This window comes from Acidovorax sp. JHL-3, from assembly GCF_000526295.1.
GTDB classification, from domain to species: domain Bacteria; phylum Pseudomonadota; class Gammaproteobacteria; order Burkholderiales; family Burkholderiaceae_C; genus Acidovorax; species Acidovorax defluvii.
Map to the genome: position 1 here is coordinate 2,600,608 of NZ_JAFU01000001.1, position 22,522 is coordinate 2,623,129.

The window sequence follows — 22,522 nt, forward strand, 5'->3', positions numbered from 1 at the left end:
TACTGCGCGGGGCGCCCCTACAATGCAGCGGACATTCGACCCCCCTCGCAGCGAAAGACCTTTCCGTGCAACCTACACCCGCCATCTTCAAGGCCTACGACATCCGCGGCATCGTGCCTTCCACCCTGAACGAAGAAGTGGCCCTGGGCCTGGGCCGGGCCTTTGGCACCGCCGCCCGCGCCGAAGGCCAGACCACGGTGGCCGTGGGGCGCGATGGCCGGCTCTCCGGCCCCGCTATCAGCAGCGCGCTGGTGCAAGGCCTGATCGAAGCGGGCATCGAAGTGATCGACGTGGGCCTGGTCACCACGCCCCTGCTGTATTTCGCGGCCAGCACGCTGTGCACCAGCGGCATCCAGGTCACCGGCAGCCACAACCCGCGCGACTACAACGGTTTCAAGATGGTGCTGAACGGCCGCGCCATCTATGGCGATGAAATCCAGGCGCTGCGCCGCACCATGGAGGCCGAGACCTGGCAACTGCTGCCCGGCGGCAGCGTGCGCACGGTGGATGTGCTGCCTGCCTATGCGCAGCGCATCACCGGCGACGTGAAGCTGGCCCGCCCGATGAAGATCGTGGTTGATTGCGGCAACGGTATTGCCGGCGCGTCGGCCCCGGCCATCTTTCGCGCGCTGGGCTGCGAGGTGATTGAGCTGTTTTCCGAGGTGGATGGCAACTTTCCCAACCACCACCCTGATCCGAGCAAGCCCGAAAACCTGCTCGACCTGATTGCTGCCTTGCAGGCCAGCGATGCCGAGCTGGGCCTGGCCTTTGATGGCGACGGCGACCGCCTGGGCATCGTCACCAAGGACGGCACCAACATCTTCCCCGACCGCCAGATGATGCTGTTTGCACAAGACGTGCTCAGCCGCGTGCCGGGCGGGCATATTTTGTTCGACGTGAAATGCACCCAGCGCCTGGCGCCCGCCATTGCCGCAGCGGGCGGCGTGCCGGTGATGTACAAAACGGGGCACTCTCTGATCAAGGCGCGCATGAAAGAGCTCAACTCGCCCCTGGGCGGCGAGATGAGCGGTCACATCTTCTTCAAGGAACGCTGGTTCGGTTTTGACGACGGCACCTATGCGGGCTGCCGCCTGCTCGAGATTCTGAGCCGCAGCGCCGACCCGAGCGCCGTGCTCAATGCGTTGCCCACCAGCTTCAGCACCCCTGAGCTCAATGTGGCCTGCGCCGAGGGCGAGCCGCACCGCCTCACGACCGAGCTGCAGGCCCTGGCGGCAGGCACCTTTGCAGCACCGGCGCAGATCAACACCATTGATGGCTTGCGGGTGGACTGGCCCGATGGTTTTGGCCTGATCCGCGCCAGCAACACCACGCCCGTGCTGGTGCTGCGCTTTGAAGGCCACACGCCTGAGGCGCTGGCCCGCATCGAAGCGGCCATGCTGGCCCTGTTGCACCGCGTCAAACCCGACGCCCAGGTGGGCAGCGCGGCGCACTGAGCGCCGCTTTCAGCCGCCCATGGCACATACCGCACTCTGGCTGTATTCGGCCCTGACCTGGGCTGCCCAGCCGTTGCTGCTGCGCAAGCTGCGGCGCCGCGCCGTGGCTGAGCCCGGCTATGGCCGCGCGGTGGGCGAGCGGTTTGGCCGCTATGCACGGCCCATCGACAGCCTGATGCCCCAGAGCAGCACCGACCCGCTGCACAGCTTTGTCTGGATCCACGCCGTATCGCTGGGCGAAACCCGGGCCGCCGCCATTTTGCTGGCCGAGTTGCGCCAGCAGCTGCCTAGCATGCGGCTGCTGCTCACCCACGGCACCGCCACCGGCCGCGCCGAGGGCGAAAAGCTGCTTTTGCCGGGCGATGTGCAGGTGTGGCAGCCCTGGGACACGCGGGGGGCGGTGCGCCGTTTTTTGCGCCAGTTCCGGCCCGCCATCGGCATCCTCATGGAAACCGAGGTCTGGCCCAACCTCGTGGCGGGTTGCCAGCAGCGCGGCATACCCCTGGTGCTGGCCAATGCGCGGTTCAACGCCACATCGCTGCGCAAATCGCAGCGCCTGGGCGCATTGGCCCGGCCGGCCTATGGCGGGCTGACGGCCGTCTGGGCACAGACCGATGCCGACGCCGAACGCCTGCTGCGCATGGGCGCGCCGGTGCAGGGCGTATTCGGCAACCTCAAGTTCGACGTGATTCCGGATGCCGCGCAACGGGCGCGGGGGCGAGCATGGCGCGCGCGCAGTGCCCGGCCCGTGGTGATGCTCGCCAGCAGCCGCGAAGGCGAAGAAGCCATGTGGCTGGATGTTTTTAAGCGAAATTGGCACCCAGCCATTTCGCAGCAAGCGCCTGCAGCTATCAATAGTGAAGCAAACCAGGGCGCCAGCCCGGTGCAGTGGCTGGTGGTGCCGCGCCATCCCCAGCGCTTTGCCGAGGTGCAGCAGCTGCTGCGCAGCGCCGGCCTGACCGTGTCCAGCCGCAGCCAGTGGGCCGACGCGCCCGAGCCTGCCGATGTCTGGCTGGGCGACTCGCTGGGCGAGATGGTGCTTTACTACGGCTTGGCCGATGTGGCTTTGCTGGGCGGTAGCTTCGCCCCCCTGGGTGGGCAGAACCTGATCGAGGCCATTGCCTGCGGCTGCCCCGTGGTGCTGGGGCCTCATACCTTCAATTTTGCCGAGGCGGCCGCGCTGGCCTGTGAGCAGGGCGTGGCCCACCGCGTGCCCGACATCGGGCAGGGCGTGCAGCAGGCCTGCGAACTGGCCACCAACGCCCCCCGGCTGGCCGCTGCCCGTGGCCTGACCCAGGACTTCACCCTGCAGCACCGGGGCGCTGCGCGCCTGACGGCCACCGCCATTCGGGCCCTGCTGGGCATTCCTTCCACGCCCTGAACAGGGTTGCGTGGGGGCCGAATGCCCTGCGCCCGGTGTTTTGGGCCATCTTGTACCCTGACAATGTCACCTCGGGCACTCGGCTTTGTGTGGATTGGGCGCGAGCTGTGCCACAGTCACACCCAAACGCCGCAAGTTTTTTGATGGCCCCACCGACGCTGCTGCAACACCCATGGACAAACACTACCTCACGCCGCTATTTGCGCCTGCTTCCATTGCCGTTCTGGCGGGCAGGGCCGACAACCCCGAATCGCTGACCTCGTATGCGCAGGCACTGCATCCGGCCCTGCGGGCGCAGCGTTTTGCCGGTAGCCTGCAGTTTGTGGACACCCACACCAGCGGCACGCTGGCCGACCTGGCGCAAAGAAAGTCGGACCTGGCCATCATCGCGCTGCCCCCGGCCGAAGTGCCCGCCGCGCTGGAAGTGGCGGGGCGCATTGGCTGCCGCGCCGCACTGGTGCTGTCCAGCGGCATGGATGCAGACCAGGCCGCCAACCTCAAGAAAATAGCGCGCCGCGAGGGCCTGTATCTGCTGGGCCCCAATTCACTCGGGTTCCAGCGCCCGCACCTGCAACTCAATGCCAGCGCGGCCGGCCCGCTGGCCAGCGATGGCCCTCTGGCGCTGGTGTGCCAGTCGGGGGCGCTCACCTCGTCGATCCTGGACTGGGCCAGCAACAACGCCGTGGGTTTTTCGGCCGTGGTGTCGCTCGGGCCCAACACGGACGTGGACATTGCCCAGGTGCTCGATTTTCTGGCCCACGATGCGCGCACGCAAAGCATCGTCGTCTACATGGAAGGCATTTCCAACGCACGCCGTTTCATGAGCGCGCTGCGTTCGGCGGCCAATGCCAAGCCGGTGGTGGTGCTCAAGGCCGGGCGCAAGCCCGCGGGCAACGAGGCCGCCCAGACGCACAGCGGCACCATTGTGGGCAGCGACGATGTGTTTGATGCAGCCCTGCGCCGCGCGGGCGCGGTACGCGTGCGTTCGTTTGTCGAGCTGTTTTCGGCAGCCAAGTGCCTGGCGTCGCGTTACCGGCCGGTGGGCAAGCGCCTGGCCATCGTCACCAATGGCGGTGGGCCCGGTGTGCTGGCTGCCGACTGGGTCAATGAAATTTTGCTCAACCTGGGCAAGCTGTCGCCCGAATCGGTGCGCGCACTCACGCCGCAGTTGCCGCCCCTGGCGTCGCTGTCAGACTTGATCGATCTGTCGGAAGACGCCGGTGCAGAACACTTTCGCCTGGCCATCGAGGCGGCTAGCAAAGACCGTCAGGTGGATGGGGTTCTGGCCATCTATTCGCCCAAGGTGGGTTCGGACTCGTGCGGGGTGGCCACCGCGCTCGCCGAGGTCAAGAAGCACATGAGCAAGCCGCTGCTGGCCTGCTGGATGGGCGATGCCTCGGTGGTGCCAGCGCGCGCCATCCTTCGCGATGCCTCCATCCCGAGTTTTCGCACGCCGGAGGCCGCCGTGGGGGCCTTTGGCAACATCGCCTCGTTCTACCAGAACCAGCAGCTGCTGCAGCAAACACCGCCGCCGCTGTCCACACTGGCCAAACCGGACATTGAAGGCGCGCGCCTGGTGATCGAAAGCGTGCTGGCCGAGCGGCGCAAAGTGCTCACCGAGATGGAATCCAAGACGCTGCTGGCGGCGTTCCATATTCCGGTGACCAAGACCATCCTTGCGCGCAATGCGCACGAGGCCATGATGATCGCCACGCAGATGGGCTTCCCGGTGGCGCTGAAGATCGATTCGCCCGATATCAGCCACAAGTCGGATGTGGGCGGCGTTGCCCTCAACATCCACAGCGGCACTGCCGCCCGCGACGCGTATACCGATATGGTTCAGCGCGTGGCGCGTCTGCAGCCGCAGGCACGCATCAATGGTGTGACCGTGCAGAACATGGCGAGCGCCCGGCGCGGGCGCGAGATCTGCATCGGCCTAGTCACAGACGATCCGTTTGGCCCGGTCATCACCTTTGGTGCGGGCGGCACCATGATCGAGCTGATCGACGACCGCGCCATGGAACTGCCGCCGCTCAACCAGTTTCTGGCGCGCCGGCTGATCGAACGTTCCCGCGTGGCCGAGACACTGGGCGAGTGGCGCGGCGCCAGCGCGGTCGATCGTGACGCGCTGGAGCAGGTGCTGCTGCGCGTGTCGGAAATGGTGTGTGCCTTGCCCCAGCTGCGCGAGATGGACATCAACCCGCTCATCGTGGACGAGCAGGGCGCCGTGGCGGTGGATGCGCGCATTGCCATTGACCAGGCGGCCAACACCTCGGGCGGGCGGGCAGACAACTTCAGCCACCTGGCCATCCTGCCCTATCCCGCGCGCTATGAGCAGCTGTGGCCCATGCGCGGTGGCGGTGAATACCTGGTGCGCCCCATTCACCCCGACGATGCGCAGATGCTGCAGCAATTGGTGCAGAACCTGTCGCCCGAAAGCCGGTATTTCCGTTTCATTTCGTCCATGGTGGAGCTGCCCGCCTCTATGCTGGCGCGCTTTACGCTGATCGATTACGACCGCGAAATGGCCCTGGTGGCCGTGTTCCGCGAGCGCACGGTGGGTGCTGACGGCGAGATCAAGGAAACCGATCGCATCGTGGGGGTGTCGCGCTACGTCACCAACCCCGATCAGTCGAGCTGCGAGTTCGCGCTGGTGGTGGCCGACGACTTCAATGGCAAGGGCCTGGGCTCGCGCCTGATGCTGAGCATCATGGATGTGGCGCGCGACAAAGGCCTGGCCGAGATCGACGGCCTGGTGCTGGCCAACAACCCCGGCATGCTCAAGCTGATGCGCAGCCTGGGGTTTGTGGTCAAGCCCTTCCCGGAAGATGCCGATTTCAAGCTGGTGACGCACACGCTGTAGTCCATCACGCGCCTGTCCTGCGACCCTGGCGCGTCGCGTCCCGGCCATTGGTGCCGGGCTGGCGCGGCGGTCAGGGCTGGAGCAAAAGGCGGTTGATGGCGGCCACGTCGTCTTCGCTCAGCGAGCCTGCCGCCTGGCGCAGCTTGAGGGTGCCCAGCAGCACGTTGTAGCGCGCCTGGGCCAGGTCACGCTTGGTCTGGAAGAGCTGGCTTTGTGCATTGAGCACATCAATATTGATGCGCACGCCCACCTGGTAACCCAGCTTGTTGGCATCCAGCGCGCTCTGGCTGGATGCTTCAGCGGCCTCCAGTGCCCGCACTTGACCCTGGCCAGACTGCACGCCAAAAAATGCCGCCCGCGTGGCCTGCGCCACGTTGCGGCGCGTGGTTTCAAGATCGGCCTGGGCCTTTTCTTCGAGGGCCAGCGTTTCCTTGATGCGGTTTTGCACCGCAAAGCCCGCAAACAAAGGCAGGTTGAGTGCCACGCCCACGCTGGCATTGTTGGTGCGGCTGTTCATGCCCGGTGTGGTGACGGTGCCGTTCGGGTTGCGCGCAATGTTGTAGCCCGCCTGCAGGTCCACCGTGGGCAAATGCCCGGTGCCCGCCTTGCGCGTTTCAAGGCGCGCAATGTCCAGGGCGATCTGGGCCTGGCGCACGCCGGGCTGCTGGTCTTGTGCCGTTTGCACCCAGGCTGCCACATCGTCGGGCTGCACGCTGGGCAACTGCACCGGCTGGGCCAGTGCCACGGGCTGGGTGCCGGTGATGCCCACCAGCTGGTCAAGCGCCAGCTTTTTCACGCGCAGGTCGTTCTCGGCGGCGATTTCCTGGGCAATGACCAGGTCGTAGCGGGCCTGGGCCTCGCGGGAATCGGTGACGGTGGAGGTGCCCACCTCGAAATTGCGTTTGGCAGAGGCCAGCTGCTCGGAGACCGCCGCTTTTTGCGCCTGCACAAAGGTGAGCGTGTCTTGGGCAGCCAGCACGTCAAAGTAAGCCTGGCTCACGCGCACCAGCAGGTCCTGGGTGGCGGCTTCGAGCTGAGCACGGGCCACGTCGATACCGCGCTGGCCCTGCTGAAAATTGATGCGGTTGGCCGGGCGGTACAGGGGTTGCGATGCACTCAACCCCACGTTCTGCGCGCTGCCACTGAAGTCCACCGGGGGGCGGGTGACTTCGGTGTTGGCGCGGGACACTCCTGCAGACAGGCCCACGCTGGGCAGCAGGCCGGCAAGGGCTTGTTCAGCGCGGCTGGAGGCCGCATCCAGCTGAAGCTTGGCTGCCTGCCACACCGTGTCGTAGCCACGCGCGGCATCCACCAGCTGCAAAAGGCTCTGGGCGTGCACCGGCGCGCAAAAAACGGCACTGAGTGCCAGGGACAGGGGAAGAAGCCGAAGCGGGTTCATGGAGGTCCTTCAGGTAGTTCTGCGCGGGCAAGGGGTTGTGAACCAAGGGCTGTGGTGAGCACGGGCAACAACGAGCTGGCGGTTTTGGGCAAGGTGGGCGCACATGATCAAAACACTCACCGCCGCTCAATACCGAGGCACGCTGGTGTCGCGTTCGCGGGACCAGGCATCAATGCCACCTGTGATGTTGGCCAGTGTTTCAAAACCCTGCTGATCCAGGAAAACCGCCACATGCAGGCTGCGCACGCCATGGTGGCACAGACACGCCAAGGGGCGCGACGGGTCCAGTTCGCTCAGTCGGCCGGGCAGCTCGCCCATGGGAATCGCAACCAGTTCAAAGCCGTCTGTTCGCACGCTGGCGGTCTGCAGCTCCCAGGGCTCGCGCACGTCCAGCACCAGGGGCTGGCCTTCGGCAGCGGCCTGCGCAAACCAGTCGGACAGCAGCGCAGGGCGGACATGGTCGATCACGCAGAACTCCAGGACGCCAGATCAGAACGAAAAGCCCGAGGGTTCGGCAAAGCCGACCAGGCGCGGGGCAACGGTGTCCCAGGGCGAGGTGGTGTCAAAACGATCACCGGTGCGGCGCACCAGCGTGAAGCGCATGACGGGTTCCTGGCCCACGATGGCAGCCAGGCGGCCGCCATCGCGCAGCATCGACAACAGGTGTTTAGGAACTTCAGCCACGGAGCCACTGAGCACGATCACGTCGAACGGGCCTTCGGGCACGGCATCGCGGGAACCGTCGGACACACGCACATGGGCGTTGGTGACGCCGGCACGCTGCAGGTTGTCTTGTGCCATTTCAGCCAGCGCGGGCAAGATTTCAAGCGAGACCACGCTTTGCGCACGGTGCGCCAGCAGGGCGGCCATATAGCCCGAGCCCGCACCGATTTCGAGCACACGGTCGGTGGGCAAAATCTTCACGTCTTGCAGGATGCGGGCCTCAATCCGGGGCTGCAGCATGCTGTGACCCAGGCGCACGGCATCTTCGGCATCGGTGCCCAGAAGGGGGATTTCGATGTCCATGAACGCCATGCTGCGGCAGGCCGGGGGCACGAAGTCTTCGCGGTGCACCACAGCCAGCAGCTCCAGCACGTCTGCGTCCAGCACATTCCACGGGCGGATCTGCTGCTCGATCATGTTGTAGCGGGCCTGTTCAATAGGGTCGCTGATGTTGGCGGACGTGTTCAAAGGCATGTTCATGGAATCTCTCCAGGGGAAGGCGGGTCAGGACAAACCCTTGATTTTAGGGGGCACGGGCGCGGGCTGGCCGCGGCCCATGCGGGCAAGTGCCCAGCGGGCCAGATCATCCATGTAGCAATACACCACCGGAACCACCACCAGCGTCAAAAGCGACGAGGTGATGACGCCGCCAATGACTGCCTGGCCCATGGGCGCGCGCTGCTCCGAACCCTCGGACAGCGCAAACGCCAGCGGCACCATGCCGAAGATCATGGCCAGCGTGGTCATGAGGATGGGGCGCAGCCGCACGCGGGCGGCCAGCAACAGGGCCTCGGCACGGGGCAGGCCGGGCACGGTGCGGCCGGTGTCGTCAATGAATTCCTCGCGGGCGCGAATGGCAAAGTCCACCAGCAAAATGGCATTCTTGGTGACCAGGCCCATCAACATCACCACGCCAATGATCGAGAACATCGACAGCGTGGAGCGGAACATCAGCAGCGCCAGCACCACGCCGATCAGCGTGAGCGGCAGCGAGGTCATCAGCGCCAGCGGCTGCAAGAAGCTCTTGAACTGGCTGGCCAGGATCATGTAGATGAACACGATGGCCAGCACCAGCGCCGAGATGGCATAGCCAAACGACTCGGCCATGTTTTTGGTGGAGCCACCAAACTGGTAGCGGTAGCCCGGTGGAAACACCACGCTGTCGAGCGCCTTCTTGATGTCGTTGGATACCTCGCCCGCAGAACGGTCGGCCACGTTGGCGGTGACTGCCACCTCGCGCGTGAGGTCACGGCGGTTGATCTGGTTGGCGCCAGTGGACTCCGTCACCCGGGCCACCTGGTTCAGTCGCACGATGCGGGTGCTGCCGTCGGCCGCCGTCAGGGCAAAGGGCAGGCGCTCCAGGTCTTGTGGGGTGGTGCGGGCTTCCGGCGCCAGGCGCACATTCACGTCGTAGGTCTGGTCATCGGGTGCACGCCAATTGCCCACCGTGGTGCCGGCCACCAGCGTGCGCAGCGATGCGGCCAGCTGGGCCACGGAAACCCCCAGGTCGGACGCTGCATCACGCTGCACATCGAGCGCAATCACCGGCTTGTCTGGCTTGGCGCTCGTATCCAGGTCCACCAGGCCCGGAATATCACGGATCTTCTCGTTGACGATGCGGGTCAGGCGCTCCAATTCCTGCAGATCAGGCCCCTGCAGCGAGAACTCCACCTGCTTTTGGCCACCCACCGGGTCCAGCAGGCCCACATGGGTCACGGTAATGCCTGGCACCTGCTTGAGGCGCTCGCGCAGCACGCCCGACATGGCATCCACGCTGCGGCTGCGGTCCCTGCGGTCGACCAGGCGCACATAAATGCTGGCGTACATCTTGCCCTGCGCGCTGCCGGTGTTGATGGTGGACAGCGTGTAGCGCACCTCGGGAAACTCGCGCAGGATGCCTTCCACCTGCCGCGCCTTGGCCTCGGTGGCCTCCAGCGACGAGCCCACGGGCGTATAGAAGTTGACGGTGGTTTCCGAAAAATCGGCCTTGGGAACGAACTCGGTGCCCAGCAGCGGCACCATGAAAACGCTCAGCACGAAGATGGCCAGCGCAATGCCCAGCGTGGACAGCTTGTGTACCAGCGACCAGCGCAGGATGCCCTGGTAGCCTTCGGCCAGGGCATCGGTGGCGCGGTCAAACCAGCCGGTGACACGGCCGATGGTCTTGTCGTAAAAAGTGACGGGCTCGGTGCGCTGCCCGTGCGCGTGGATGGTGGGGTCGTGCCAGATGCTCGACAGCATGGGGTCGAGCGTGAAGCTCACAAACATCGAGATCAGCACCGCCGCCACGATGGTGATGCCGAACTCATGGAAGAACTTGCCAATGATGCCGCCCATGAAACCGATGGGCATGAACACCGCCACGATCGACAGCGTGGTGGCCAGCACGGCCAGGCCGATCTCCTGCGTGCCGTCCATGGCTGCCTGGTAGGCACCTTTGCCCATCTGCACATGGCGCACGATGTTCTCGCGCACCACGATGGCGTCGTCGATCAAAAGACCCACGCACAGGCTCAGGGCCATCAGCGTGATCATGTTGATGGTGAAGCCGAACATGTTCATGAACAAAAACGTGCCGATCAGCGCAATGGGCAGCGTAAGACCCGTGATGACGGTGGAGCGCCACGAGTTCAAGAACAGAAAAACAATCAGCACCGTGAGCAAAGCACCTTCGATGAGGGTCTGGCGCACGTTGTTGACGGCCACGCGAATCGGGCGGGCACTGTCGCCAATGGTCTCCAGGCGCACGCCGGGCGGCAACTGGTCGCGCAGCTCAAGCACGGCAGCGTTCAGTCCATCCACCACCTCAATGGTGTTTTCGCCCTGCGACTTTTGCACCGACAGCAGCAGCGTGCGTTGGCCGTTGTAAAGCGCCAGGCTCTCCACCTCTTGCGCGCCATCCTGCACGCGGGCCAGCTGCTCCACCCGCACGGGCGCGCCGTTCTTGCGCGTCACGATGATGCGGCCAAAGTCTTCGGGCCGCTGCATGCGCGCATCGATCTGCACCACGCGCTCCTGCGCCAACGAGCGGATGGCGCCCACGGGCAAGTCCTGGTTCTCGTTGCGCACCGCAGCGGCCACCTGGTCGGGGGTCACGCCAAAGGCTTCCAATGCCTGCGGGTTCAGGTAGATGTTGATCTCGCGCTTGGTGGCGCCCACCAGATTGACAGCACCCACGCCACGCACGTTTTCGAGCCGTTTTTTGAGAATCTGTTCGGCCCAGGTGGTCAGCTCCACTGCAGAGGGAGCCCCCACGTTTCCCGCTGCGCGTGGTTCGCTGCTCCCCGAGGGGGTCTTCGCGCCTTGGGGCGGCACGGCGGCGCTCACGCTGCGCTCTGTTGCCCCGGCCTTGTCATCCGGCAGCACCGCCAGCGACCACACGGCGCGGCTGGCCGGGTCAAAGCGCAGCACGCGCGGCTCTTTCACCTCGGTGCGCAGCGTGGGGCGAACAATGGCCACCTTCTCGCGCACGTCTTCTGCGGCCTTGCGCCCATCAATGTGCAGCTGAAATTCGATGATGACGACGGCCGTGCCCTCGTAGCTGCGCGAGGTGAGGGCGTTGATGCCCGCAATGGAGTTGACGCCTTCCTCGATTTTCTTGGTGACTTCGCTCTCCACGATTTCGGGCGAAGCGCCGGGGTAGTCCACCGTGACCACCACCACCGGAAAGTCGATGTCCGGAAACTGGTCTACCTTGAGCCGCTGGTAAGAAAACAGACCCAGCACCACGATGGCGAGCATCACCATGGTGGCGAACACCGGGTTTTTCAGACTGACCTGGGTGAACCACATGGCAGGTTACGGCGCGGGGCGCGATGCAGGGGTTGCGGCGGCAGCAGGCGCGGCTGGCGCGTCCTGTACGCGCACCGGAGTGCCTTCGCGCAGCGACCCCATGCGCCCGGCCACCACCGCCGTGCCTTCGGCAACGCCCTCAATCGCCACCAGCGTGTCACCCGCCACCACGGCACGGGCGCCCGGTTTTACCGGCACATACACCACGCGGCCGTTTTGCACCGCCTGCACATAGGGCGCTGGCCTGTCGGTGCGCACGGCATCCAGTGGCAAGGCCAGCACATCGGCGTGGCCCGTGTCGAGCGTGCCCTGCACAAACAGACCCTGGCGCAGCACCGATGCCGCTGCGCCTTGTTCGATGACAAGGTACACCGGTACTGTGCGGCTGGCGGCCTGTGCACTGGGGTTGATGCGGGCCACCGTGGCCTCGATGGGGGCGGCCACACCCTCGATCTGCAGGCGGGCCTTCTGGCCCACACGCACGGCCAACGAATCGGCAGGGTTCAGCAGGGCCTCAAGCTCCAGTTTTGACAGGTCCACCACCTCGACGATGCGGGTATCCATGCCCACGCGCTCGCCGGGCTGCGCCAGCCGCTGCGACACCTGGCCCGTCAGCGGGCTGCGCACAACCGTGTCGTCGAGCGATTTGCGCATCACATCGGCAGCGGCCAGCGCCGCCCGGTAGGTGGACTGCGCGGCGTCCAGGCTGGCTTGCGAGGTGGCAAGCGCCGTGGCAGAGATGAAGCCCTGGTCCACCAGCGCGCGGTTGTTGGTGAACTGGCGCTGGCTGATGTCCACCTGGGCCTTGGCGGCATCGGCTTGCTGCTGGGCCTGGCGCAGGCGTGCGCGCGCCTCGGTGCTGTCGATACGGGCGATTTCCTGCCCGGCGCGCACGCTGTCGCCCTCGCGCAGGGTCAGGCCCTGCAATTCGCCTGCCGCGCGGGCCTTGACCATGGCCGATTCGACGGCGCGCAGCGAGCCAGACACGGGCACCCCCAGCGCAATGCGCTGGCGCTGCACCGTGACCATTTCACCGGGCGCCAGGTCCAGGGTGGCTTCTTTGCGTTGCGCGCTGGATTCGGCCAGGGCCTTTTGCTGCGCCTGCCGCGCGGCCAGGGCACGCCAGACGCCACCGCCCACCAGCACCACAGCGATGGCGACGGCCACCCAGAGAATCCAGCGTTTCATGGTGTCAGAGCGGTGTAGGGGACGGGGAGGGCGCAGCCGCATACAGGCCGTGCAGAAGGTTGTCGGCCTGCATGGCCAGGTATTTTTCGGGGTCCAGGTCCAGGGCATCTGGCACGCAGGCGCCCATGGAGTGTTTCCACAGCGTAAGAAAGATCATCGGGGCCAGTACCAGATACACCGCGTAGTCCATGTCGAGCGGGCGAAACTCGTTGCGGTCCACGCCCCGCTGGAGTATCCGGCGAATCAGCATCTGGCCAGGGCGCATCACTTCGCACTGATAGAACTCGGTGATCTCGGGGAAATGGTGCGCTTCGCTCAGCATGAGCTTGGTGATGCCCGAGGTTTTGGTGTTGCCAATGCGCTCCCACCACACCTTGTAGCAATAGCGCAGCAAGTCGTCCGTGCTGCCCTCAAAAGCGTCCAGCTCCAGCGTCCATTCGGCAAACCGGCCAGCGATGTTTTCGCGCACGGCGGCCTTGAACAGCTCTTCCTTGCTGGGAAAATACAAAAACAGTGTGCCTTTGGACACCCCCGCACGCGCCGCCACTTCATCCACCCGCGTGGCCGCAAAACCCTTTTCGACAAACAGCTCCAGCGCGGCTTCGATGAGTTCGCCGGGGCGCGCTTCCTTGCGACGTTCGCGTTTGACCGCAGTGGTGGGATGTGAAGAGGTGGGGACGTGCATTTTTACTGACTGACTGGTTAGTAATGTAGCAAGCGCCTGCTACAGCGTCAATTCATAATGCGGTGTTGCACAACCACCTTGGCAAGGAAACATCCATGACACAGCAAACCATCACCCTGGGAGGCGGATGCTTTTGGTGCACCGAGGCGGTTTTTGACCGCGTGCGCGGCATCACCGATGTGGAAAGCGGTTACACCAACGGCCACACCATCCATCCCAGCTACGAGCAGATCTGCCAGGGCGACACCGGCCACGCCGAGGTGGTGCGCCTGACCTTTGATGCAGACGAGATCAGCCTGCAGGAGGTGTTGGAAATCTTCTTCCACACCCACGACCCCACCACCCTTAACCGCCAGGGCAACGACGTGGGCACGCAATACCGCAGCGGCATCTATTACGAGTCCCCCGAGCACGGCGACATCGCCAACGACATGATCCGCCAGATGTCGCAAGACAAGCTGTTTGGCGCGCCAATCACCACCGAGGTGAAGCCACTGACCAACTACAGCGCGGCCGAGGCGTACCACCAAGACTATTTTGCGAACAACCCCAATGCCGGGTATTGCGCGTTTGTGGTGGGGCCGAAGGTGGAAAAGTTTCGCAAGACATTTGCGCGGTATTTGAAAGCGTAAGGCGCGCCACCAGCGGGCCACCGCCCATTCACGGCGATGCGCGGGGCCGCCTCGGCAACAGTTGCCTGCGGGCAGGCCGCGCACCAGCCCAGTCAGAGCAGCAGCGCGAGGTGGTTGTCGGGGGCCAGCATCTCGGGCCAGGGCAGCATTTGTGCTTCACCTGCCTGCCACCGGGCCAGGCCGCGGCCTGCGCCCATCAACATGCCCATGCCACGCGCGTCGCGCCAGCTGCCCAGGGCGCAGACTTCCTTAAGCTCCCCCAGCGGGATCAACCCGTCGGGCGCATCGGGGTGCCACAACAGGGCGTTGCCACTGCGCTGGGCACTGAGCAAAAAGCTGCCGCCGGGGCCGGCGCAAATATCGCCTGCATAACCTTGATGGTCGATGGCGGGGCAGGGGGGCAGCGTGAGCGTGCTGCCGTCCCACACGGCGATCATGGGCGCGTTGCGGCGCTCCTGGCGTTCGTCGTGCTGCGCCTGCAGCGCAATGCCCAGCAGGCGCTGGTCTCCGTCCACTGACCATGCCATGTGGCGCACGCTCAGGCGGGGGTCTTCAAGCGCCCAGCGCTGCTGCACGGTGCCAGAGTCCGTGTCCAGGCGCAGCAGGGCAGGCGCCAGGCGCTTGTGGGGCACACGGCGGCCGCGTTCGTCGCGGGGTATGCCGCCCAGGGCGACGAGCACATGGCGTTCATCGGCGTCAAACAGCATCTGGTGCGCATCCACGCCCGGCAGCTGCCACGCGGCAACAGCGCGCAGCGTCTGCGCATCGCGGCGAACCACCCAGGCGCTGCCGTCATCGCGCCCGGTCTCGCTGCTGTAAAGCCAGCGGCCATCCGAGCTGAGCAGCAGGTGCCCATTGAGAGTGCGGGTCGATGCCTCGTCGCGGCCGGGGTGCAGCCAGCGCGGCGCCTGTGCCGCATCGGCTGGCAGGTGCACCAGCCAGTCGCCAGGGCGCGCGGCCACTGCATAGAGACCACCCCGCCCGTCGGGCGTGAGCCCGTGTGCCCGGTTGGGCACAGGCTGCACGCGGCTCCAGGTGCTGCGCCGCTGGCCCCAGTCAACCTGCAGCAGCCCGATGCGATGGGCTTTGGGGTCGCTGTCTTCAGCGGGTGCAGCGCCGGCACGCCAGGCCATGGCCACTGTTTGCGGGGCAAGCGGGTCGGCTTTGCGGTCTGCATGGGATGAAGTGGCCAGGGCGGTGGTCTGTGCCGAGGCAAGCGCTGTCCAGGCGCTGATGGCGCCCATCACACGCAGGCTATGTCGACGATTCAGGGAGGAGAGCATCTATAGATTCATTCATTTCAAGCGAAGCTGCAGACTATAGGCAGCGTGTGCGCGTCCCGCACTGGAGAGCAGCGAAGTGTTTTGCGGTGGCTCAAACGAGAGCTTTGCCACAAGGCAGCCGCCAGCGCCGCCTGAGGTGACGGAAAACCGTGCCGGCAACGAGGGCGGCAGGCATCCACCCGCAAGGCCGACGGGATGAATCTGCTGACGGATTGCATCAGGGCATAATGCAACCCGATTGCGTTACACGCGCTTGCCGCCTATCCGTAACCCATGCCGAGCTCATCCACCTTTTCTACCTCCCGCCTCGGCACGCCCTGGACGCTGCCGCCCGGCATGCGCGCCACCCGTGCCACGCGGGCGCTGGCGCGGCTGTACGAGGCCCGCCCAGACGCAGCGCTGTCCGAAGCCGAAGTAGAGACAGCCCTTGCCACCGCAGGTGCCGCCGTCAACAAAGTCACCGTTTACCGCCTGCTCGACCGCTTTGCCGCCGCAGGCCTGCTGCACAAGCAGGTGGATGCTGCCCGCGTCACGCGCTATGTGCTGGCGCCGCAGGGTGGCGATGGCGCGGCGCCGCGCTTTGAGTGCGACGACTGCCACCGCCAGTTCCGCCTGTCCCAGGGTTCGGCCAAGGTGCAGACGGCCCTCAAGCAGGTGCTGCAGGCGCTGGCCACGGCCGGGCATGAGAGCCTGGCGGTAGACATTGCGGTGCATGGGCGCTGCGCAGACTGCGCCCACCCGGCCGGGGGTGCCGCCGCATGATCCGCACCCGGGGCCTTTCTTATCGCTATGCCACCGGCGGCACCGCGCCGCTGCGCTTTCCCGATGTGGACCTGCGCCAGGGCGGCACGCTGCTGCTGCGCGGGCGCTCGGGCTCGGGCAAATCGACCTGGCTGTCATTGATAGCCGGGCTGCGCGGGGCCAGCGAGGGCGACCTGTTTGTAGCGGGCACGCAGCTGGGCACGCAGCGCGGGGCCGAAATGGACGCCTGGCGCGCCCGCAGCATCGGGTTTTTGCCGCAAAAGTTGCACCTCTCGAGTGCGCTCACGGTGGCCGACAACCTGGCGCTGGTCTACTTTGCGGCCGGGCTGCCGCGCGACGATGCGGCCATCACACGCGCGCTGGCGCAGGTGGGTGTGGCCGAGCTGGCCGCGCGCAAGCCGCACCAGCTCTCGGGCGGGCAGGCGCAGCGCGTGGCGCTGGCGCGGGCTGTGCTGCTGGCGCCGCAACTGTTGCTGGCCGATGAGCCCACGGCCAGCCTGGACGACGAGGCCGCTGCCGACGCGCTGGCGCTGCTGCAGCAAAGCGCCGCCGCTTGCGATGCCAGCCTGGTGATTGCCACGCACGACCAGCGTGTGGTGCAGGCCCTGGCCGGTGTGCAGCAGCTGAATTTGAATGAAATTGGCGCCCAGCGCTTATTGGATAAGCGCGAGCAGCTATGAATTCAGGAGTCTTCAAACTGGCGCGCCTGTCATGGCGCTACCTGTGGTCCCGCCCGCTGGCGGCGGTGCTCAACCTGCTGGTGCTGACGCTCGGCCTGGCCGCCATCACGCTGGTGCTGCTGGTGGCCACCCAGCTCGACAAGGCATTTGAGCGCGACCTCGCAGGCATCGACCTGGTGGTGGGTGCCAAAGGCAGCCCGCTGCAGCTCATTTTGGCGGGCGTGTTCCACATCGATGTGCCCGCGGGCAACATCCCGCTGCAAGAGGTGCAGGCCCTGCAGAAGAACCCGCTGGTGGCGCAGGTGATTCCGCTGAGCCTGGGTGACAGCTACCAGGGCTTTCGCATTGTGGGCACCACGCCCGACTACGTGGTGCACTACGAGGCCACGCTGGCCGAAGGCGCGCTGTGGCAGCAGCCCATGGACGCGGTGCTGGGCGCCAGCGTGGCGCGCGGCATTGTCAAAGCCAGCCATGCGGACGCGCCGCTGGTGGGCGCCACCTTCATCGGCAGCCACGGCCTGGGTGGGGGAGGGCACGCGCACGGCGACCACCCCTACCGTGTCAGCGGCGTGCTCGCGCCCTGTGGCTGCGTGCTCGACCGGCTCATCCTGACCAGCACCGAATCGGTGTGGATGGTGCACGAGACCGCCACGGCCACCGATGCCGAAGACCTGGAAATCCTGAAAGAAGAGCGCGAGGTGACCGTGGCCCTGGTGCGCTACCGCACGCCCATGGCCGCCATCACGCTGCCGCGCCAGATCAATGCCGACACCGCCCTGCAGGCAGCGGCGCCCGCCATCGAGGTCACGCGCCTGCTGCGCCTGCTGGGCGTGGGCGCCGATGTGCTGCGCGCCTTTGGCGGCGTGCTGCTGGCCATGGCGGCGCTCAGCGTTTTCATCGCGCTGTGGAACGCCGTGCGCGAGCGCCGCGCCGACCTGGCCATGCTGCGCATGCTGGGCGCGCCCCCGGGCCGCGTGGCCGGGCTGGTGCTGTGCGAGGCGCTGTGGCTGGCTTCGCTGGCGTCTGCCCTGGGCCTGCTGCTGGGCCACGCACTGGCCCACGGCCTGGGCTGGGCGCTGCAGGCGCAGGGCCTGCTGCCGGTTACCGGCTGGATCTGGCTGCCCGCCGAAGCCGGTGTGCCGCTGCTGGCCGCAGGCGTGGCCGCGCTGGCGGCGCTGCTGCCCGCCGTGCAGGCCTACCGCACCGACGTGGCCGACTTGCTGAGTCAGCCCTGACCCGCCCAGTGACTCCTGTTTTCAACCCCACCTACCTGAAAGGCTCTCCATGAAAAAACTCCTCACCGCATTGGCCCTGGCCCCCCTGTTGCTGGCTGGTGCCCTGGCACATGCCCAGACCCACAGCGACAAGGAAACCAAGGCCGACATCGAGCGCCACCGTGCCATGGCCGCCGCGCACGAGGCCGCTGCCAAGTGCCTTGAGTCGGGCAAGGGCCACGACGTTTGCCAAAAAGAACTCCAGACCGCCTGCAAAGGCCTGGGCATTGGCACAAACTGCGGCATGCGCCACAGCCACTGAAGTCCGCACCTGAGCCCACCTGCGTTGCTTGCAGCGCCTTCCCCCAAGGGGGACGCCACCGGTGGCCTGGCCTCGGTGGCACGGGCTTGAGGCGCCCACGCACTTACGCGCGTTGAAACTGCGCAAAATAATCCGGCCCTGTTGCTGCAAGGCAGTTCACTGAAGGTTATTTCCATGCCCCATCCCGCATTGGCTTGTTCCCTGCAATACGGCTCTGCCCCACGGTGCGCTGCCGCACTGGTGGTGGCGCTGGCCGCGTGCTTTGCGGCCCCCGCGCAGGTGGGTGCGCAGGGCGCCAAGCCTGCAGCCGAGGCACCAGCGCCTGGCGCTTCGTTGCCCGGCGCCGGTGGTGCAGCGGGGGCGGCTGCAGGTGTGCCAGCGGGCGCGGGCGCCGGTTACCACAGCCCCAGCAGCCCGATTGCGCCGCTGCCCCAACGCAACGACGTGGTGCCATGGTCGGTGCTGACCGACCTGACCAAGAAAACCACCAAAGACCGCATCGTGCCCATGTTCAACGACGCGCAAAAGGGCCTGGACAAGACCACGCAGCGCATCCAGGGCTTCATGGTGCCGCTGGACGCCAAGCCCACGCAGACCCACTTCATCCTCACCTCGGTGCCGCTAACCTGCTCGTTCTGCACGCCGGGCGGGCCGGAGAGCATGGTCGAGGTCAAGGCCAAAACCCCCGTGCGGTATTCGTTGGAACCGGTGGTGGTGGAGGGCAAATTCACCGTGCTCTCCAACGACCCCTACGGCCTGTACTACCGCATGGTGGATGCGGTGCCGGTGAAATAACCGCCGCCTTTTTCTTTTCTGCTGCCCATTCGCCCCGGCCCCGTGACCAGCCCTGTGACCCGCGCCCACCCCCATCCGCACGCCCCAACGGCAAGCCTTGCACCCAGGCAAGCCAAAGCCGTTGCCCGCCGCAGGGCAGGGCTGCGCGCACCCGGAGCGCTTGGCACGCCTGGCACATCTGGCAAGTGCGGGCGGCGTTACACCCATTGGGCGCAGGCCGCGCTGGTGTGGCTGCTGCTGGCGTTGGTGGTGGTGCCTTCGCTGGGGCGCCTGCACCAGGTAATGCACGCCCCGGCGCTGCAGGCGCACGCACTTTCGCCAGCCGCAGAAGGGGCGGGCGCACCCGTTACCGCCGCGCACACCGGCGAATCCAGCCACACCGCCCACGCACAGGGCCTGCTCGATTTGCTGTTGGCCCACCACGCGCCGGTGGATTGCCTGTTGCTCGACCAGCTGGCGCTGGGCGACGCATTGCACAGCGCCCCCACAGCGCTTGCCGCCCCGACGCCCGCGCAGGCGCCGCTGGTGCACCCGGCCGCCACCGCAGCGGCCCGCCATGTTGCGCTTTTTCAGGCCCGCGGCCCGCCTGCGGTCGGGTGACGGGTTCAGCCGGTTGAGCGTGTTGGCTGCCCTGCGCTGCGTTGTCAGCGTGTGGGCGGGCAGGCCACTTTCATCGGGCTTGAATCCATACGCCACCCCGGCGCAGCGCCAGGTGTCAGGTCTGCACTCCCCCGTGCCGGTCGGAAGCCCTTTGCGCGCACCGCAATGGCCGCCTTTTGCTGCAAATACTCCTGATTTCATAGCTGCTAGCGCTTATCCATAAAGCGCTAGAGGCACTTTTTACTCATATTTTTGGTGGTTTCCTGTCCCCGGGCCGGAAAGCCGCGTGCCGCCCGGCACGCCCACCTATTTCTATTGCAACGCAGTCATGACACACCACACGCACCCCCTTTGCCCAGCCGTTCGCCGCACTGCACATCGCCACCCAGCTCTGCACCCTGTGGCCCTGGCCGCCATCCTCACGCTGTGGGGCACCGGTTTGGCACATGCACAGGCCAATGCGCAGGCAGCACCACCAACCGCAGGCAGCCTGCCCCCCGTCACCGTGTCGGCCAGCGGCCTGCAACTGGGCGCCAACGAAATGACCACGCCCACCGCCGTGCTGGAGGGCGACGAACTCGTGCGCCGCCGCGAACCCACGCTGGGCGAAACGCTGGGCAACGAGCCCGGCATCACCAGCAGCCACTTTGGCGCCGGTGCCAGCCGCCCCATCATTCGCGGCATGGATGGCCCCCGCGTCAAGGTGCTGTCGGATGGCGCCGAGCTGCACGACGCCTCCACCATCAGCCCCGACCACGCCGTGGCGTCCGAGCCCCTGCTGGCCACGCAGATCGAAGTGCTGCGCGGCCCCTCGGCGCTGGTGTATGGCGGCGGCGCCGTGGGTGGCGTGGTCAACGTGCTCGACGGCAAGGTACCCACCGCCATCCCGCAAAAGGGCATTGAGGGCAGCGCTGAGCTGCGCGCCAACACCGGCGCGGGCGAGGGGGCAGGGGCGTTCTCGCTGACCGGCGGCGCTGGCAACCTGGCCGTGCACGTAGAAGGCGTGGCGCGCGACGCGGGCGACTACCGGGTGGGCAAAGGCTGGGCGCCCGATGGCGAGCCCACCCGCAAAGTGCCGGGCAGCTTTAACCGCACCGACACCGGCAGCGTGGGCCTGTCGTGGGTGGGCGACCGGGGTTACCTGGGCGCCGCCTACACCCGCCAGACCGCCAAATACGGCCTGCCGGGCCACAACCACAGCTTTGAAGGCTGCCACACCCACGGCAACCACCTGCATTGCGGTGCCCACGACGAAGAAGACGGCCACGACCACGGCGCCGAAGAGCATGGCGACGTGCCCGTGGTCGACCTGCGCAGCGAGCGCTTTGACGTGCGTGGCGAGCTGCGCAACCCCTTCACCGGCTTTTCAGCCCTGCGCCTGCGCGCGGGTGTTACCGACTACGTGCATGACGAAGTCGAAGACGGCGCTATTGCCACCACCTTCAAAAACAAGGCCTACGACACCCGTATCGAACTGCAGCACGAGCCGATTGCCGGGTTCAAGGGCGTGGTCGGCCTGCAAACCTCGCAGCGCAAGTTCAGCGCCATTGGCGAAGAGGCCTATGTGCAGCCCACTGTTACCCGCAAAACCGGCCTGTTTGTGCTGGAGGAATACCGCCTGAACGACTGGTACGGTGACTGGCGCTTTGAAGCCGCCCTGCGCCACGACCGCCAGACGGCCGAGGCCTTAGCGTCAGGTTCGGCCGGCGGCACCGAACGCAGCCACAACGGCACGTCCGCATCGCTGGGCGCGGTGTGGAAGTTCACGCCCGGCTACCAGGTGGGTACATCCTTCACCCGCGCCAGCCGCGCCCCGTCGGCCGAAGAGCTGTATGCGCGCGGCCTGCACATGGCCACCAGCACCTACGAACGCGGCAACGCCAACCTGCGCTCTGAAACATCGCAGAACATCGACCTGAGCCTGAAGAAGACCAGCGGCGACACCACCTTTGGCATCAGCGTCTTTCGCAACCGCATCAGCAACTACATCTACGGCCGCACGCTGGATGAAGTGGACGGCCTGCAACTGCTGCAATACAGCCAGGCCGACGCCACCTTCACCGGCATCGAAGGCGAGGTGCGCCAGCGCGTCACGCGCAACCTGGGCATCACCCTGTTCGGCGATGCCGTGCGCGCCAAGCTCGATAACGGCGGCGGCCTGCTGCCACGTATCCCCGCCACCCGCGCAGGCGTGCGGCTGGATGCCAACTGGAACGCCTGGGAAGGCCAGGTCGAATGGGTGCAAGTGGCCCGCCAAAACCGCGTGGCAGCGTTTGAAACCGCCACGCCCGGCTACGGCATGCTGAACCTGGGGGTGAGCTACCGCGGCCAACTGAGCAGCGGCACGCCGTGGCAGGTTTACTTGAAGGCCAACAACCTGACGGATCGCTTGGCGTATGCGCACACCAGCTTCATCAAAAACGCAGCGCCGTTAATGGGGCGCAATATCACCGTGGGGGTGAAGGTGGCGTTTTGATGTGGATAACGGTTTGATGTGATTTGGCGCGACCGGGCTGGCAGTGGAGAGTAGCGCGCTGCTGGCGCCGTTTGCAATTGGTGAGTTGGTAATGAACCCGCGGTGGGCGGGATCTGCTGGAGACAGCTTGCGACCTATTGCTGCTGTTTGAGCCTTGGCGGCTGACACCCGCTTTGCAGCGATTGCTGTAGGTCACCGCCGACGGGCCAGACCACCATCACGGTCAACTTGCAGTCGCCCGATTCGAGGTCTCGGGCACCACCGAACGACTGC

18 protein-coding genes are annotated in these 22,522 nt (G+C 66.2%); 11 read left to right on the forward strand and 7 right to left on the reverse strand.

The annotated features are described in order from the left end of the window. Positions 1 to 65: 65 nt before the first annotated feature. The 3 genes from K226_RS0112195 to K226_RS0112205 all read left to right on the forward strand — a co-directional run bounded on the left by K226_RS0112195 (position 66) and on the right by K226_RS0112205 (position 5,698). Positions 66 to 1,454: a phosphomannomutase/phosphoglucomutase gene (locus K226_RS0112195; RefSeq protein WP_024815076.1), complete on the forward strand. Its 1,389-nt coding sequence runs from the start codon at positions 66 to 68 to the stop codon at positions 1,452 to 1,454. Between the two features lie 19 nt (positions 1,455 to 1,473). Continuing rightward, positions 1,474 to 2,835 (forward strand): 3-deoxy-D-manno-octulosonic acid transferase, encoded by a 1,362-nt coding sequence (locus tag K226_RS0112200; protein WP_024815077.1) that lies wholly within the window; start codon positions 1,474 to 1,476, stop codon positions 2,833 to 2,835. A 172-nt stretch (positions 2,836 to 3,007) separates the two neighbouring features. Beyond that, on the forward strand, positions 3,008 to 5,698 hold the full coding sequence (locus tag K226_RS0112205) for a bifunctional acetate--CoA ligase family protein/GNAT family N-acetyltransferase (RefSeq protein ID WP_024815078.1): 2,691 nt from the start codon (positions 3,008 to 3,010) through the stop codon (positions 5,696 to 5,698). A 70-nt stretch (positions 5,699 to 5,768) separates the two neighbouring features. Here K226_RS0112205 and K226_RS0112210 read toward each other — a convergent pair whose 3' ends face one another. The 6 genes from K226_RS0112210 to K226_RS0112235 form a co-directional block, all read right to left on the reverse strand. Next, positions 5,769 to 7,097, reverse strand: coding sequence for a TolC family outer membrane protein (locus K226_RS0112210; RefSeq protein WP_024815079.1), 1,329 nt, complete (start codon positions 7,095 to 7,097; stop codon positions 5,769 to 5,771). Positions 7,098 to 7,223: 126 nt separating this feature from the next. After that, positions 7,224 to 7,565 (reverse strand): rhodanese-like domain-containing protein, encoded by a 342-nt coding sequence (locus K226_RS0112215; protein ID WP_024815080.1) that lies wholly within the window; start codon positions 7,563 to 7,565, stop codon positions 7,224 to 7,226. Between the two features lie 21 nt (positions 7,566 to 7,586). Then, positions 7,587 to 8,300 carry a protein-L-isoaspartate O-methyltransferase gene (locus tag K226_RS0112220; RefSeq protein WP_024815081.1) on the reverse strand — a complete coding sequence of 238 codons (714 nt, stop codon included), beginning with the start codon at positions 8,298 to 8,300 and terminating at the stop codon, positions 7,587 to 7,589. A 24-nt stretch (positions 8,301 to 8,324) separates the two neighbouring features. Next, the gene (locus tag K226_RS0112225; protein ID WP_024815082.1) at positions 8,325 to 11,612 is read right to left on the reverse strand and encodes an efflux RND transporter permease subunit; all 3,288 of its coding nucleotides are present in this window, start codon (positions 11,610 to 11,612) and stop codon (positions 8,325 to 8,327) included. Between the two features lie 6 nt (positions 11,613 to 11,618). Continuing rightward, positions 11,619 to 12,800, reverse strand: a complete 1,182-nt coding sequence (locus K226_RS0112230) for an efflux RND transporter periplasmic adaptor subunit (RefSeq protein ID WP_024815083.1) — start codon at positions 12,798 to 12,800, stop codon at positions 11,619 to 11,621. Between the two features lie 4 nt (positions 12,801 to 12,804). Further along, the gene (locus tag K226_RS0112235) at positions 12,805 to 13,485 is read right to left on the reverse strand and encodes a TetR/AcrR family transcriptional regulator (RefSeq protein ID WP_024815084.1); all 681 of its coding nucleotides are present in this window, start codon (positions 13,483 to 13,485) and stop codon (positions 12,805 to 12,807) included. 95 nt (positions 13,486 to 13,580) lie between these two features. Here K226_RS0112235 and msrA point away from each other — a divergent pair, with 95 nt between their 5' ends. Continuing rightward, the gene (gene msrA, locus K226_RS0112240; protein ID WP_024815085.1) at positions 13,581 to 14,117 is read left to right on the forward strand and encodes a peptide-methionine (S)-S-oxide reductase MsrA; all 537 of its coding nucleotides are present in this window, start codon (positions 13,581 to 13,583) and stop codon (positions 14,115 to 14,117) included. A 92-nt stretch (positions 14,118 to 14,209) separates the two neighbouring features. On the opposite strand, the gene K226_RS18955 is transcribed toward msrA, so the two are convergent. Then, entirely contained in the window at positions 14,210 to 15,400 is a 1,191-nt protein-coding gene (locus tag K226_RS18955; protein ID WP_081739374.1) for a DUF1513 domain-containing protein, read from the reverse strand. Positions 15,401 to 15,736: 336 nt separating this feature from the next. Here K226_RS18955 and K226_RS0112250 point away from each other — a divergent pair, with 336 nt between their 5' ends. The 7 genes from K226_RS0112250 (at position 15,737) to K226_RS0112280 (ending at position 22,249) form a co-directional block, all read left to right on the forward strand. Continuing rightward, on the forward strand, positions 15,737 to 16,162 hold the full coding sequence (locus K226_RS0112250; RefSeq protein WP_024815087.1) for a Fur family transcriptional regulator: 426 nt from the start codon (positions 15,737 to 15,739) through the stop codon (positions 16,160 to 16,162). Continuing rightward, entirely contained in the window at positions 16,159 to 16,842 is a 684-nt protein-coding gene (locus tag K226_RS0112255) for an ABC transporter ATP-binding protein (protein ID WP_024815088.1), read from the forward strand. The genes K226_RS0112250 and K226_RS0112255 overlap by 4 nt, the downstream gene beginning before the upstream one ends. Then, entirely contained in the window at positions 16,839 to 18,077 is a 1,239-nt protein-coding gene (locus tag K226_RS0112260) for an FtsX-like permease family protein (protein ID WP_024815089.1), read from the forward strand. The genes K226_RS0112255 and K226_RS0112260 overlap by 4 nt, the downstream gene beginning before the upstream one ends. Before the next feature lie 49 nt (positions 18,078 to 18,126). Continuing rightward, entirely contained in the window at positions 18,127 to 18,378 is a 252-nt protein-coding gene (locus K226_RS0112265; protein ID WP_024815090.1) for a hypothetical protein, read from the forward strand. A gap of 174 nt (positions 18,379 to 18,552) precedes the next feature. After that, positions 18,553 to 19,173 (forward strand): DUF3299 domain-containing protein, encoded by a 621-nt coding sequence (locus K226_RS0112270; RefSeq protein ID WP_024815091.1) that lies wholly within the window; start codon positions 18,553 to 18,555, stop codon positions 19,171 to 19,173. 42 nt (positions 19,174 to 19,215) lie between these two features. Then, positions 19,216 to 19,773 (forward strand): hypothetical protein, encoded by a 558-nt coding sequence (locus K226_RS0112275; protein ID WP_024815092.1) that lies wholly within the window; start codon positions 19,216 to 19,218, stop codon positions 19,771 to 19,773. Positions 19,774 to 20,101: 328 nt separating this feature from the next. Then, entirely contained in the window at positions 20,102 to 22,249 is a 2,148-nt protein-coding gene (locus K226_RS0112280) for a TonB-dependent receptor domain-containing protein (RefSeq protein WP_238324222.1), read from the forward strand. Positions 22,250 to 22,522: the final 273 nt, after the last annotated feature.

Bases quoted from the DNA above. Each gene is read 5' to 3' on its own strand.
- K226_RS0112200 (WP_024815077.1), top strand. From the start codon at position 1,474: ATGGCACATACCGCACTCTGGCTGTATTCGGCCCTGACCTGGGCTGCC.
- K226_RS0112250 (WP_024815087.1), top strand. From the start codon at position 15,737: ATGCGCGCCACCCGTGCCACGCGGGCGCTGGCGCGGCTGTACGAGGCC.
- K226_RS0112210 (WP_024815079.1), bottom strand. From the start codon at position 7,097: ATGAACCCGCTTCGGCTTCTTCCCCTGTCCCTGGCACTCAGTGCCGTT.
- K226_RS0112225 (WP_024815082.1), bottom strand. From the start codon at position 11,612: ATGTGGTTCACCCAGGTCAGTCTGAAAAACCCGGTGTTCGCCACCATG.
- K226_RS0112235 (WP_024815084.1), bottom strand. From the start codon at position 13,485: ATGCACGTCCCCACCTCTTCACATCCCACCACTGCGGTCAAACGCGAA.
- K226_RS18955 (WP_081739374.1), bottom strand. From the start codon at position 15,400: ATGCTCTCCTCCCTGAATCGTCGACATAGCCTGCGTGTGATGGGCGCC.
- K226_RS0112265 (WP_024815090.1), top strand. From the start codon at position 18,127: ATGAAAAAACTCCTCACCGCATTGGCCCTGGCCCCCCTGTTGCTGGCT.
- K226_RS0112205 (WP_024815078.1), top strand. From the start codon at position 3,008: ATGGACAAACACTACCTCACGCCGCTATTTGCGCCTGCTTCCATTGCC.
- K226_RS0112270 (WP_024815091.1), top strand. From the start codon at position 18,553: ATGCCCCATCCCGCATTGGCTTGTTCCCTGCAATACGGCTCTGCCCCA.
- msrA (WP_024815085.1), top strand. From the start codon at position 13,581: ATGACACAGCAAACCATCACCCTGGGAGGCGGATGCTTTTGGTGCACC.
- K226_RS0112260 (WP_024815089.1), top strand. From the start codon at position 16,839: ATGAATTCAGGAGTCTTCAAACTGGCGCGCCTGTCATGGCGCTACCTG.
- K226_RS0112255 (WP_024815088.1), top strand. From the start codon at position 16,159: ATGATCCGCACCCGGGGCCTTTCTTATCGCTATGCCACCGGCGGCACC.
- K226_RS0112280 (WP_238324222.1), top strand. From the start codon at position 20,102: ATGACACACCACACGCACCCCCTTTGCCCAGCCGTTCGCCGCACTGCA.
- K226_RS0112230 (WP_024815083.1), bottom strand. From the start codon at position 12,800: ATGAAACGCTGGATTCTCTGGGTGGCCGTCGCCATCGCTGTGGTGCTG.
- K226_RS0112220 (WP_024815081.1), bottom strand. From the start codon at position 8,300: ATGAACATGCCTTTGAACACGTCCGCCAACATCAGCGACCCTATTGAA.